This window comes from Rhodohalobacter sp. (genome assembly GCF_041686455.1).
Classification (GTDB): domain Bacteria; phylum Bacteroidota; class Rhodothermia; order Balneolales; family Balneolaceae; genus Rhodohalobacter.
On the sequence record NZ_JAWLDW010000010.1, the window covers coordinates 32,122 to 45,371 of the forward strand.

The 13,250-nt window shown below is 43.6% G+C and carries 9 protein-coding genes and 1 pseudogene; 6 read left to right on the plus strand and 4 right to left on the minus strand.

From position 1 onward, the window contains the following. Positions 1-233: 233 nt before the first annotated feature. Positions 234-2,273 (minus strand): phenylacetic acid degradation bifunctional protein PaaZ, encoded by a 2,040-nt coding sequence (paaZ, locus tag ACESM0_RS02620; RefSeq protein WP_372903361.1) that lies wholly within the window; start codon positions 2,271-2,273, stop codon positions 234-236. Between the two features lie 822 nt (positions 2,274-3,095). On the opposite strand from paaZ, the gene ACESM0_RS02625 reads away from it, so the two are divergent. Then, complete coding sequence (locus ACESM0_RS02625; protein ID WP_372903362.1) at positions 3,096-3,272, plus strand: hypothetical protein; 177 nt, start codon at positions 3,096-3,098, stop codon at positions 3,270-3,272. Between the two features lie 149 nt (positions 3,273-3,421). On the opposite strand, the gene ACESM0_RS02630 is transcribed toward ACESM0_RS02625, so the two are convergent. Continuing rightward, positions 3,422-4,696: an APC family permease gene (locus ACESM0_RS02630; RefSeq protein ID WP_372903364.1), complete on the minus strand. Its 1,275-nt coding sequence runs from the start codon at positions 4,694-4,696 to the stop codon at positions 3,422-3,424. A gap of 213 nt (positions 4,697-4,909) precedes the next feature. Here ACESM0_RS02630 and ACESM0_RS02635 point away from each other — a divergent pair, with 213 nt between their 5' ends. Then, positions 4,910-6,052 (plus strand): AI-2E family transporter, encoded by a 1,143-nt coding sequence (locus ACESM0_RS02635; RefSeq protein ID WP_372903366.1) that lies wholly within the window; start codon positions 4,910-4,912, stop codon positions 6,050-6,052. Between the two features lie 116 nt (positions 6,053-6,168). Further along, positions 6,169-7,212 (plus strand): flavin monoamine oxidase family protein, encoded by a 1,044-nt coding sequence (locus ACESM0_RS02640; RefSeq protein ID WP_372903368.1) that lies wholly within the window; start codon positions 6,169-6,171, stop codon positions 7,210-7,212. Positions 7,213-7,399: 187 nt separating this feature from the next. Here the strand turns inward: ACESM0_RS02640 and ACESM0_RS02645 are convergent. After that, positions 7,400-7,474: pseudogene (locus ACESM0_RS02645) on the minus strand (SEC-C metal-binding domain-containing protein); the annotation flags it as partial. Between the two features lie 185 nt (positions 7,475-7,659). On the opposite strand from ACESM0_RS02645, the gene ACESM0_RS02650 reads away from it, so the two are divergent. Both ACESM0_RS02650 and ACESM0_RS02655 read left to right on the plus strand, forming a co-directional pair. Beyond that, a complete protein-coding gene (locus ACESM0_RS02650) occupies positions 7,660-8,988 on the plus strand; it encodes an amidohydrolase family protein (protein ID WP_372903370.1) in 1,329 nt (442 codons plus the stop codon). A gap of 656 nt (positions 8,989-9,644) precedes the next feature. Continuing rightward, positions 9,645-10,061, plus strand: coding sequence for a DoxX family protein (locus ACESM0_RS02655; RefSeq protein ID WP_372903372.1), 417 nt, complete (start codon positions 9,645-9,647; stop codon positions 10,059-10,061). A gap of 339 nt (positions 10,062-10,400) precedes the next feature. Here ACESM0_RS02655 and ACESM0_RS02660 read toward each other — a convergent pair whose 3' ends face one another. Beyond that, positions 10,401-12,056, minus strand: coding sequence for a formate--tetrahydrofolate ligase (locus ACESM0_RS02660; protein WP_372903374.1), 1,656 nt, complete (start codon positions 12,054-12,056; stop codon positions 10,401-10,403). A gap of 472 nt (positions 12,057-12,528) precedes the next feature. Between ACESM0_RS02660 and ACESM0_RS02665 the strand changes: the two genes are divergently transcribed. After that, the coding region (locus tag ACESM0_RS02665) for a TolB family protein (protein WP_372903376.1) at positions 12,529-13,250 on the plus strand (722 nt) is incomplete at its 3' end.

Genomic DNA, 13,250 nt, shown 5'->3' on the forward strand with positions numbered 1-13,250 from the left:
CAGGTAATCCGTTGGACAATGTGCCCTGAATTAAATACCGGCCATAAATGACCGGCTCGTATGTAATGCCCATCGTATGATGGGCATTTTTTGTTTGTTAGAGTTGATTTCGATTAAGACATGGTATCTCTTTAAAGCAGTAACTCCTCTACTTGAGGTAATCACTATTAGGAGCGAAATTTGCAAACCGAAGGTACATAGAGATACCATGTCTATAAAAATATTCCACGGTGCTAATCCAAATCCATATCCAATCGATTCTGCCGCTTTACCAAAGTCAGAATAGTGTACTCGGCAACCAGTTCTTCATTCTGGTTGGTAACCTGTACATCAAACCAAACCATTCCATACGGTTCTTTGTCGGTTTCCCTTTTTTGACGAACTGTTTTCTTTTTCACGATCAGCTTGGCCTGGATGGTATCTCCGGGATAGACCGGCGCTACAAACCTCAAATCTTCAAGTCCGTAGTTGAGCATCACAGGTCCTGGAGCCGGGTGAACAAACATTCCCGCAGCTGCAGATAGGACGAAATATCCGTGTGCCACACGTTTCCCAAAAAGAGAATCTTTGGCGGCTACATCATCGAAATGAGCATAAAAGTGATCGCCGCTTAATCCTCCAAAATTTACGATATCGGCTTCTGTAACGGTTCTTCTATGAGTAGTGAGTGCTTCACCGACAGTTAAATCTTCAAAGTGTTTCCTAAACGGATGAACTTCTGACTCTTTCGTCTCAGCACCATTTACATACTGCTGAACGATATTCATAATCGTTGTCGGTGAACCCTGAAGTGCAACCCGCTGCATATTGTGAAGAACGGCACGCGCACCTCCAAGCTCTTCACCGCCGCCTGCACGGCCCGGTCCGCCGTGTATCATGTGTGGCATCGGGGAACCGTGTCCTGTCGACTCTTCTGCGGAATTACGGTTGATAATCATAAACCGTCCATGATAAGGAGCACAGCCCAAAGTAATGACTCGAGCCACATCATCATCATTTGTAAATAGTGATCCCACCAGTGAACCATCAGCTTTGTTCGCGATAGCAACTGCTTCATCAATATTTTCGTAGGGCAGGAGGGTTGTGACCGGCCCAAAAGCCTCAACTTTATGAACTTCATCTACGGTAATTGGTGTTTTGCACAACAGAACCTTCGGCGATGTGTAGGCGTCCTTTTCATCTCCGCCGGTTGTATATACTGTATCTGTTACATCAATCAGTTTTTGAAGACTTTCTCCAAATCTTGTGGCTTGCTGTGAACTGGCCAGCGGTCCCATTCGAGTATTTTCAGAAGCTGGGTCTCCAATGGTAGTTTTTTCAAGGCGTTTTTTGAGGGCTTCAGTTACATCCTCCACCAGATCTTTTGGAATGATGGTTCGACGGATGGCCGTACATTTTTGACCGGTTTTTACCGTCATCTCATTGGCTACCTCTTTCACGAATAGTCGAAACTCTTCCATATCGGGAGTGACATCGGGCCCAAGAATGGAGCAGTTCAGTGAGTCTGCTTCAAGGTTAAATGGAATATTATTTTGTATGATATTTTTGTGGGCTTTCAGTTTTTGTCCGGTAAAAGCTGAGCCTGTAAAAGAAACGGAGTCCTGACTGTTGAGGTGATCGAGCAGGTCGCCTGGTACATCCGCTGCAATAAACTGTACAGACCCATCGGGCAAAAGACCTGACTCAATCATTTTTTTGAAAACGGCATGAGCAAGATAAGAGCCCATTGGAGAGGGTTTGATAATGCATGGAACACCGGCAATGAATGCAGGGGCAAATTTTTCAAGCATTCCCCAAACCGGGAAGTTAAATGCGTTGATATGAACAGCCACACCGTGTTTGGGTACGCAAATGTGCTGACCGATGAATGTTCCGCCTCTTGAAAGTCGTTCAACACCACCCTCCACGTGGAAGGGTAGATCCGAAAGCTCTATCCGAGCCTTACTGGAGAGTGTAAAGATAGATCCGATTCCGCCTTCAATATCGATCCAGGAGTCGCGGCGGGTAGCACCGGTGTGTGTAGAGAGTTCGTAAAACTCCTCTTTGTGTTTCATCAGATACTGTCCGAGGAACTTGATTTTAAACGCCCGCTGGTGAATGGTCATCTCCCGGAGTTTTGTTCCACCCACTGAGCGTGCATATTCGCACATTCCTTTGTAGTCGAGATCAGCTTCTACAAGTGTGGCGACTTTTTTTCCGTTTACGGCGCTGATCAGATTGGTCTCTTCTCCTTTTTCGATCCAATTTCCCTTTGCGTATGATGTGATGTTCATAATATATGGTAGTTTATTCAATCCAATTTTTGATGAAGATAATAAATCGAGAGTTAAAACTTGGGCGTGGTTCGGTCTCATTTTTTGTGTGATTCCAATTAATGATTGGGGCGATATTTAATTTAATCTTTCCAAAACCGCCTCAAAACTGATTGAATCTTCGATCAACGCCCTCTGTTCGGCGGATAACGATGTGTGCTTGAAATCCCCGGGCGCTGCCCGGGGCTAAGATCTGGTCGCTCTTTCAGAGCTTTGGTCTTTTTTCTATTTAAATGATGTATATGAATGAATGACCATATACAGACACTTATTCCGAGTTGATTAGGTGGTGAAGTGAATTTTCTGGTTCTATAAAAACATTGTCCTGTAGGGACAACACATGGGTAGACAAATTACAATGATACCTCATTTCCTCGCCAAATAGAGAGTTTGGATTGTGAGTACTGAACAGAATTGAGACGTAATATGTAATCAAATAAACCTAGGCAAAACCGCCTCATATTTGAATGAATATTTATCAACGCTCTCTATTCAACGGGTTGAACCTTTACCACTATTTATTCCACCCACGTTTCATCCCGATGGGATGTTGAACATATAATTGTGTCAAGAATTCATAGTATAGAAAAATGGATAGAAACCGGTGTTTCTTTTAAAAGATTGGTTGACACTCTGTCCTGTAGAGACAGCATATAGGTAGAGAAAGATTTGCCCCTAATTCACCGCCGAACAGAGTGCGTGGTTTGGGAGTAGTATTCAATAATAATGCGGTCTCACTAAAAAATGTTTTGAGTAGACCGCCTCAATTGGATGCTGTATTTCATGGAAAATCCTCTATTCGGCGGAGATATCGTTTGCTCCATTTTAACTATCTATGTTACAACCCGATGGGATGTTGGTTTCCAAATTTGGGATTTACTCCCGAGAGTTGCATTCTGGCGTAATCCGGGAATGTTCGAAACGTACTATCTATTCGCGAAATACATTCATTTCATTTAAAAAAACTCCGTAGGAGTGGCCTGCTTTTAGCCCGGGGTTTCAACCCCGGGAATAAGAGGCGAGTTTTCTTCTCCCCGCCGAACAGAGGGTCGGGTTTGTGAGTGATAAGCAATTTTGAGGCGATCTTCACAAACCTTTTTTGGTCACCATCACCCCACAACAGATTTTGCAACTCTATGCCAGATCAACCCGATCAGGATCATTCCAATTCCCAGGAAGATGATCATCATATCAATCCAAAAGGCAAGAAAGAGGCATCCAAACAGGCCCATGACCGGAATCCATTTGGGATAGAGCCGAAGATCGTCCGGCATCATAAGTGCGGACAGGTTGGTAATAGAGTAGTATATTAAAACGGTAAAAGCACTGAATGACCAGGTAAAGACCACATCCCCGCTGAGGACCAAAAGTCCAATGACCACACCGGTTGCCAAAACAGCAGGTACGGGACTTTGAGTTTTCGGATTGATGTGCGAGAGGACTCCGGGCAGATCTTTTCTGCGTCCCATACTCAGCATTACACGGCTCAATCCAAGTATTAAGTTTAGTAACACGCCCAGCATAGCCGTGACTGCGGTAAAACTAATTATGGGGCCAATGTATGGAACAGAGAGTGTTTGAGCCACTTTCATCAAGGGAGCGGCTTCAGCTTCAACGGTTAAGCCAAAAGCTTCAGCACCCATAATACTCAGGGCAGTCAGGCTTACTGACAGGTAAAGGATCACAATCACAACCATGGCGAGAATAATAGCTTTAGGAATGGTCGTTTTCGGTTCATCTACCTCTTCACCCAACGTAGCAATTCTACCGTAACCGGTATAGGCTACAAACATCAACGCGGATGCGTACAGTATGGATGAGATATCACTTCCCTCAAACATATTGATTATCGGATCCATGGGAGCCCCGTTTACAATAAATCCGGCTGTGACCAGTGCTACCAGACCGAGCATTGTTATGGTCACAATAATCTTGTTAGCCAGGTTGCTTCGGCTGATTCCGCCGGAGACCAGCAGGGTCATAATGAGGAGTATAGCAATGCCTGTCAGTACCAAAATGGATGTGGATACTTCAATTTCAAACAGGTAGAAAAGATAGCTTGCGCACCCCAAAACAGCAGTGGCTGCCGATGCTGATTTGGCTATCAGAAACATCCAGCCGGCAGTGAAGCCAAAGTAGCTTCCGAGAAAACGGTTACCATATTCGTAGGTTCCGCCGCTGACCGGATGAGCTGCGGCAAGCTGTGCACTACTGAGACCGTTAAATGTTGCAAGCGCAGCGGCAACAACAATGGCTATCACAATTCCATTGCCCGAAATCTGGGTAGCTATGGCAATGCTTACAAAGATTCCGGTTCCCACAATAGAGCCAAGTCCCATTAGGATTGCCCCAGAGGTGCGAATGTCACGTTTTAATTCAGTCATTAATACAATCGAGCAGGTTAATCAAAGGACATCAAGATCTTAATAAGTAAAAGTAATTCATATTATTTGATTGTTAAATCTGCTTGACGTTATTCTTGGAGCAACTCAGTAATCTTTTAAGAGAAAAAACTTTTGATTATGACATTCCATCAGAATCAAATATTTTCAAACTGCTTTCAATTGTAAAATCATCAGCATAAAAGAGTTATACGTATGGAAAACAAGTGGTATGTAAAGTACACTACAGTTCTACTTGGTTTGATCTTGACGGTTTATGTCATGATTGTAGCCAAATCGATTCTGCTTCCTATTCTTTTTGCTGTTCTGCTTTCAATTCTTTTTGCTCCCCTGGCATCCTGGCTTGAAAAATATAGGATACCTAAAATTCTGGCAGCACTTTTAGCCATGATTATCGGGTTGTCGGTACTCTTTGGGTTGGGTTATTTCTTTTACACACAAATCACAGCCTTTGTGGATGATGTGGACTTAATTAAGTCGCGCGCAGAAGAGTTGCTGGCAGGATTGGAGAACTTTCTTGTTACTTGGTTTGATGTAGAGCAGTTTGTGGACTTTGAAGATATCGAAGGATTGTTTTTAGAATTTGTACGTGAAAACTCTGGCACACTGGGAAGAGGGGTTGCCGGAGCGGTTTCATTTGCCACCACTGCCTTATTGGTGCCTATATTTATGTTCATGTTCATCATCTTCCGTGACTTCCTGAAATCATTTTTCCTCAAACTTTTTGGGAGAAAAAGTGAAATGCACGAGGTTAAGATTCAAACCATCATGAGTAATATTCAGGTGGTTGTTCAGCGGTATATAACCGGAGTGATGATTGTCATTTCGATACTTGCGGTTTTAAACAGCATCATGCTACTTATAATTGGAGTAAAACACGCCATATTTTTTGGGGTATTTGCTGCGATGCTTAATGTGATTCCATTTATTGGACCGATTTTTGGATCCATTCTTCCTATTTTTTATTCTCTTCTCACAATGGATTCTCTCATTTATCCACTCATAATTATGGGAGGATTTTATTTGATTCAAATTTTAGAGGGAAATTTATTCACACCTGTTATTGTAGGCAATCAGGTAAGTATGAATGCGTTAATTGCGCTGCTGCTACTCTTTTTAGGGGCACAGATTTGGGGACTAGCGGGTATGATTCTCTTTATCCCGCTTGGAGCAATAATGAAAGTGATTTTTGATGAGATTGAATCTTTGCAGCCTTATGGATATCTGATAGGTAGGGTGCCTGAGGAGGAGAAACAGAAAAAAAGCAAGCTTGCACAAAAGATCAGTGACTTCAAGGAGAAAGTATCCGATGAGGGGAATGAGGAAGAAGAGGATTAAATTTAAAACCCAATCCTCAACACCACAGTTTTATTGAATTTTTGATGATGGAATGTGTCAGGCAGAGATTCATGTTGCTAGTCTTTTATAATGTAATTCATAAATTAAACTGATTCATGAATAAAGACATCATTATCATCGGAGGTGGACTGGCCGGTCTTTCCGTAGCCTACCTGCTCGAAAAAAATAATATCTACCCAACTATTTTGGAGGCCCGGGATCGTCTTGGTGGACGCATCCACACCGTAAGACCGGATAAAAATATACGAATAGAAATGGGTGCTACCTGGCTGGGTAAACAACATCAGTCACAAATTCATATGATCAGAGAGTTAGGATTGGAGATGGAGGAGCAGCACTTAGGTGATAAGGCTTTTTATGAATATATATCAACCTCGCCGGCCCAGCTGGTTCAACTACCTCCGAATGAAGATCCCACCTGGCGAATTAAAGGCGGCTCGGATCGTTTAATTGAGGCTCTTCAGGAAAAGTTAACCGATACGAAAATTTATACCGGACAAGTAGTCAAAAAAATCAATAATGGGGAAAAAGTAGAAATTCAAACTGCTTCGAAATCCTATTTGGCTGATGTTGCCATTTCTACGCTGCCTCCTAAGTTACTTACAGATCGGATAGAGTTTGCTCCGGCCTTATCCGGAAAACTACTCCAAATTGCCGGTCAAACTCACACATGGATGGGTGAGTCAATTAAGGTAGGTCTTTTTTATGAAGAGCCTTTTTGGATGAAACCTGATTCCAGCGGGACAATAATGAGCAATGTAGGTCCGGTAAACGAGATGTACGATCATTCTGATCCAGAGCAGAAGTCGTTTGCACTAAAGGGATTTCTGGATGGGGCTTACCATTCAGTAGGTCGGGAAGGGAGAAAGAAAGTTGTATTAGATCAACTCAGAAAGTACTACGGTGAAAAGACGGACGATTACACACTGTATCAGGAAACTGTCTGGCAACATGAGTCATATACCTACTCAGAGTACCAAAAACCTGTTGTTCCGCATCAGAACAATGGCAATGAGATTTTCGCCCAATCTTACTGGAATGGGAAACTTCTACTTGCCGGAGCTGAAACATCACCGATTTCACCGGGATATATGGATGGTGCAGTTGAAAGTGCAAAGAGGGTAGTTGGACAGGTTTAAAATCTAAAAATTAGAGTGGACTTCTTTAAATCTAGTGACAGTGCCCGTGTTCTGCAGACCAGTTCGTGCCGGGTGGACAATCTTGCTGTGTGTCTCCGCCCGAAAGGGCCAGTCCGACCAATACAAGACCCAAAATCAGAGCCACTGCAATTCCAATTATTCCAATTTTAGAAGATGTACCGGATTGATCTTCTTTCATATGGCAGTTTTTGTACTTCTTACCGCTTCCGCAGTGACAGGGATCATTTCGATTGGGCTTATCGGCCATAATTGAGCAATTTATTTAAGAACTGTTTCAGCTAATAACGAGTATTTGTAAGATAATATCCAATCAATAAAAATGAACCGCGACTTTTTACACCTTTTGATCAAATCATTCTCTGATTGCACAATTGTTTCCCTAAATTTTTACAAATTAAAAAGATCCCTCAATTAAATGTCAGAATTATGAAAATACCTATCTCAGCTCTTCTCATAGTACTAATGACTCTGTTTTCCATTCAGATTCAGGCCCAAACGGTTGTTTTTCAAAATGTGAATTTGCTTGATATGGAAGAAGATCGTGTTCAGAGTAATCAAACCGTCATCGTGAATGATGGGGTCATTGAATGGGTGGGTCCGGCAGCGGAGGCAGAGTTGCCTCGCGGTGCCGAAATTATTTCCGGTGAGTATTATCTGATGCCGGGTCTGGCTGAAATACATGCTCATATTCCATCTGAACGGCAGGGAGAAGAGTATGTAAATCAAGTACTGAAAATGTATGTTTCGCAGGGAATTACAACCATTCGCGGTATGCTGGGCGAGCCTTCACATTTGGAACTGCAAGAAAAGGCGGTGAGTGGTGAGATTGTGAGTCCGAGAATTTTTACGTCAGGTCCATCGTTCAACGGAAACTCTGCAACCGATCCCGAACAAGCCCGCCAGATGGTGCGGGATCAGAAAGAGGCAGGGTATGATTTTCTGAAACTTCATCCGGGGCTGTCGCGTGAAGTGTTTGATGCCATGGCCGATGAGGCTCAGAAACAGGGCATGGAGTTTTCAGGGCACATTTCCTACGATGTTGGACTTGAACGAACTCTCGAAGCAGGGCAGGGTACCATCGATCATTTGGATCGATATATGGAATTTATGGCCGGTGACGCTGCCGATCGCCCGGATCCAAATATCATCTATTTCGGATACGATTTAACTCCTCATGTGGATGAATCACTCATTGATGAAGCCGCTCGGCGAACAGTAGAAGCCGGAGTATGGAATGTACCGACCAATACGCTGCTGGAGAATGTATTCAATCCGGAGAACACCGTTGAGGTGATGATGGATTGGCCCGGTGTGGATCGGATGCCGGAAAATGTGGTAAACGGCTGGAGAGAGTATATTGGAAATATTCGTTCATCGGACGATTATGATGCAGATCAAGCCCGAAAATTTTTGGAGATTCGAAAGAAACTGACGCTTGCCCTGCACGAATCCGGGGCGGATCTTCTGCTCGGCGCGGATGCCCCGCAAATTTTCAATCCACCGGGATATTCTGCCCATCGCGAGCTTGAGTTATTGGTTGAATCCGGTTTGACTCCTTACGAGGCATTAAAAACGGGAACGGTTAATGTAGGAGAATATCTGGAAGAACCGGGTCAAACAGGAAAAGTAGCTAAAGGGTACCGGGCTGATCTACTGCTGCTCAGCAGCAATCCGCTGAACTCCATTCCATTCGGAGAGAAAATCGAAGGATTGATGGTGGGTGGAAAATGGTATTGGAGCGGGGATTTGGATTAAAATTACCTAGTCCGCAGAATATTTTGATGTATATGAAATGAGATGGTATTTCTATACTGATTAAATTCTTTGTTATGTTTCCATATTCAGTCTTTCAATAAAATAATAGAACCACTATAAATAGAAATACCATCTCTCAGCTGTTTTAGATATCACTTTATTGAATCCGGGAATAAATTCCCGGCTCGTGTGTGTTACCCATAATGGGTATCTTTGAATTGCGAATCACCGACTGACCGAACTGCGATGGACGATTTTGTATATCATCAACTCTGAGCTTAGTTGCCACACGTTCTTTCGGTAAAGGTGCAATATTTTCAACAGCCCAAAGCTCCTACTATTGTGCCATATGGCGCTAACAAAGGAGCGATCAGATTATAGCCCCGGGTGAAACCCGGGATAGAATGTCGTATAAACATTTCCGCCGAATAGAGAGCTTAGGTTGAAGATCAAAACCGATAGAGGCGGACACCACCCAATCCTATTATTTATCCTCCGAGCTGCATGAACCGATGCATGATCGTGAATAAATACCCGCCTCGTTTTTATTACCCATAAATGGGTTATATCAACAATTTGCAAAATTCAACTTTCAGGTTAATTTATATAAGTAGTTTGATTGCAATCAGTTAAACAAAAATAAAAGGGAAACAGTTATGAATGACTCAAATCTTTCGAAAAATTATGATGTTGGCCTATTACTTCTTCGCATTGGTGTAGGTTTAGTGTTTGTGGTAGCAGGATGGGGAAAACTGAACGGCATTGAAGGTGTTCAGGGCTTTTTTGGCGACCTTGGAATTCCTATGGCTGGTATCATGGCATGGGTTGTAGCCCTCGTGGAGTTTATAGGCGGACTGATGGTTTTGGTCGGAGCAAAAGCACGGATTCCAAACTTGCTTCTTGCCTTTATCATGGTTGTTGCCATCTTTACAACAAAACTTGGAGATTTTGATATTTCCAGTGCTGGCGTCCGGGTAGATATCCTTATGCTTCTTATCACGCTTTCACTTGCATTTATGGGCAGTGGTAATTATTCGGTGGATGCAAAGTTTCTCAACAAAGGCAGCGACTGAAATTCGACAACTGAATAAAACATATTAAGTGCAAAAAACCCTTCATTCGAAAGAGTGGAGGGGTTTTGTTTTTCTTCAAAAGACCTGTAAGCGTCCGCAGGATCTGACAGTGTCTACTTTTTCTTAAATATATATAGACCGAAACTTACCACGGCTCATCTTTTGACGCGAAGTGAAACACGGAATGATATTTGAATTCCATTCCGTGCAATTCTGTGCTTCCGTGGTAAGTCATAATAGCTATAAATAGATCGGAATAATATTGAACCACCCTTAAATCCCCTCCTTAGAAAGGAGGGGAAATTCATTTAAAATAAGGATTGAGAACGTACTCAGGTTTTAAAACAACCCTGAAATATTTCCCTCTTCATCCACGTCCATGTTGTTAGCGGCGGGCACTTTTGGAAGGCCGGGCATCAGCATCATGTTGCCGCATACTACAACCAGGAATTCAGCACCTGCTGAAAGCCGGATGTCGGTTACCGTCAGCGTCCAGCCTTTGGGGGCACCCAGTCGATTCTTCTGGTCACTGAGTGAACTTTGCGTCTTGGCAATGCAGACCGGCAGCTTATCGTAGCCCATCCGCTTAAATCTTGAGAGCTCTTTCTCGGCTTTGGTTTCGAAGTAGATCTCATCGGCGCCGTAAATCTCTTTGGCGATCGTTATGATCTTCTCTTCAACAGGAAGAGCTGGATCGTAGATTGGTTGTACATCGGACGGTGTTTCGGCTGCTTTCACGACTTCTTCTGCGAGCTTTGCCGTTCCTTTTCCGCCATCCTTGAATGCCGTATGGGGGACACAGGCCACACCTTGTTGCGAACACCAATGTTGAATCCAGGCGATCTCTTTATCGGTGTCGTCATCAAACCGATTGATGGCAACAACAACATTTGAGCCAAACTTCCTGATATTCTCGATGTGTTTATCAAGGTTTATAATTCCCTTCTCAATTGCGGATATATTCTCCTTGTTGATGTCCTTCATCTCCACACCGCCGTGCCATTTTAGCGCTTTTACGGTGGCGACTAAAACAACGGCTGATGGAAAGATTCCAGCCTGCCGCCCCACGATATCGAAGAATTTCTCCGCTCCGAGGTCAGCTCCGAACCCGGCTTCTGTAACCACATAATCCGCAAACTTAAGCGCCATTCGATTAGCGATTACGCTGTTTGTTCCGTGTGCGATATTGGCAAACGGTCCGGCGTGAACCAATACAGGAACTCCTTCCGTAGTCTGAACTAGATTTGGCATAATCGCTTCATTCAGAACCACGGCCAGGGATTTCTCCGCCTGAAGATCTTTAGCCCGAACCGGTTCGTCACTTCGGGTATATCCGATAATCATATTTCCGAGTCGTCGTTTCAGATCTTTTCGATTCTCGGCAAGTGCCAGCACGGCCATAATTTCGGAAGCGGCCGTGATTATAAAATTGGATTCTCTCGGCACTCCGTTAGGGTATCCGCCAAGACCGATCACGACGTTTCGCAGCGCACGTTCGTTCATATCCAGTGTTCGATTCCAAACCGGACGGGTAAGGTCAATCTGCAGATCATTTCCCTGATGGAGATGGTTATCTACGATTGCTGCCAGTAGGTTATGTGCCGTGGTGATGGCGTGCATATCGCCGTTGAAATGAAGATTGATCCGCTCCATGGGCAGTACTTCAGATTTGCCCGCTCCGGTTGCGCCGCCTTTAATTCCAAATACCGGTCCAATAGAGGGTTCGCGCAAGGTAACCATCACATTTTTTCCGATCTCCTTAAGTCCCTGTCCCAGACCAATGCTGGTCAGTGTTTTACCCTCTCCGGCGCGTGTAGGAGTGATTGCTGTGACCAGAATAAGTTTTCCATCCGAATCTTTTTCACGATTCTTCAGGGCTTTCAGCCTGATTTTACCGGTGTATTTTCCATAAAACTCAAATTCGTCTTCTTGTAGATTTAGTTCAGCCATGAAATCTCTCATGTGCTTTAATCCACCTTCTGTAGGTCTCTTCATGTTTGGTAGCTCCGTTAATTAATTATTCTTCTTTATAATTCGACTCAACACGACCTGTCAGCGTGCCGAAAGCATTCGGTACCTGACAGTGTCAAAATAAATTTATAATACCCAATAATGGAGGGTGTAAGATTTTAACCTGATATTTACATCAAAGGCAATAAATCTAACTCATATCGAATGATTGAACAAAGTATAATAATTATAGGATGAAGATGTCTTAAGGGAATCCCTGAAATCGGCATCATTTTTACAAATAGGCCCGGCTTCATTTATTATGTTCTTTAAAAAGAGTTAAATAGTCTCCCCTAGTAAGGGGAGATTTAGAGGGGTGTTTAAGCAAATTTTTTCAGGTGAGGTTTACATCCCCCTAAATCCCCCATTATTAAGGGGGACTTTTAATTATTTGAACTATAGATTTAGTTCAAACTTTCACAAACTCGATAAACCATAACCAAACCAATCAATCAACATGAAGAATTTGATACGACTGCTTTCGACGTCGATTTTTTTGGTGCTTTTTGGGCTCACATCTGTCGCAATGGGACAATCAACCCAGGGCGAAGAGGAGCCAAGCCATAAAGATCTACAAATAGAACCGGACCGATCTGTTCATCTTCAGGTAAATGAAGGAACCTGGATGTCGCTGGATATTCATCCCTCCGGAGAAAAAATGGTCTTCGAATTTATGGGCAACCTGTTTGAATTGCCCATTGATGGAGGGGAGGCGGTTCAACTCACCCACGGAATGGCGTTTGATGCACAACCATCGTATAACCCGGACGGGGATAAAATTGTGTTTATTTCGGACCGAAGCGGCGGAGATAACGTCTGGATTTTAGATCTGGAAACCATGGAAACCGAACAGCGGACAAGCGGCAATAATTACCGCATGCAGTCGCCTATTTTCACGCCGGATGGAGATTACATCATCGCGGCCCGAACCGGCCTGAGAAGCGGTGTTCATAAACTCTGGATGTATCATGTGGATGGCGGAAACGGAACTGAGTTCATGGATACTCCGGATAATTTAAAATCCATTGAACCGGCATTTGGAGGAGATGATCAATATTTATGGTTTTCACAGCGTACGGGAGACTGGAGCTATAACGCGATTTTGCCACAGTATCAGATTGCAAAAGTAGATCTGGAGACCGGTCAGCGGCATACCCAGACAGCTCGAACCGGTTCAGC

Coding starts and splice junctions, on each gene's coding strand:
- paaZ (WP_372903361.1), bottom strand. CDS start 2,273: ATGAACATCACATCATACGCAAAGGGAAATTGGATCGAAAAAGGAGAA.
- ACESM0_RS02625 (WP_372903362.1), top strand. CDS start 3,096: ATGGAAAATCCTCTATTCGGCGGAGATATCGTTTGCTCCATTTTAACT.
- ACESM0_RS02630 (WP_372903364.1), bottom strand. CDS start 4,696: ATGACTGAATTAAAACGTGACATTCGCACCTCTGGGGCAATCCTAATG.
- ACESM0_RS02635 (WP_372903366.1), top strand. CDS start 4,910: ATGGAAAACAAGTGGTATGTAAAGTACACTACAGTTCTACTTGGTTTG.
- ACESM0_RS02640 (WP_372903368.1), top strand. CDS start 6,169: ATGAATAAAGACATCATTATCATCGGAGGTGGACTGGCCGGTCTTTCC.
- ACESM0_RS02650 (WP_372903370.1), top strand. CDS start 7,660: ATGAAAATACCTATCTCAGCTCTTCTCATAGTACTAATGACTCTGTTT.
- ACESM0_RS02655 (WP_372903372.1), top strand. CDS start 9,645: ATGAATGACTCAAATCTTTCGAAAAATTATGATGTTGGCCTATTACTT.
- ACESM0_RS02660 (WP_372903374.1), bottom strand. CDS start 12,056: ATGAAGAGACCTACAGAAGGTGGATTAAAGCACATGAGAGATTTCATG.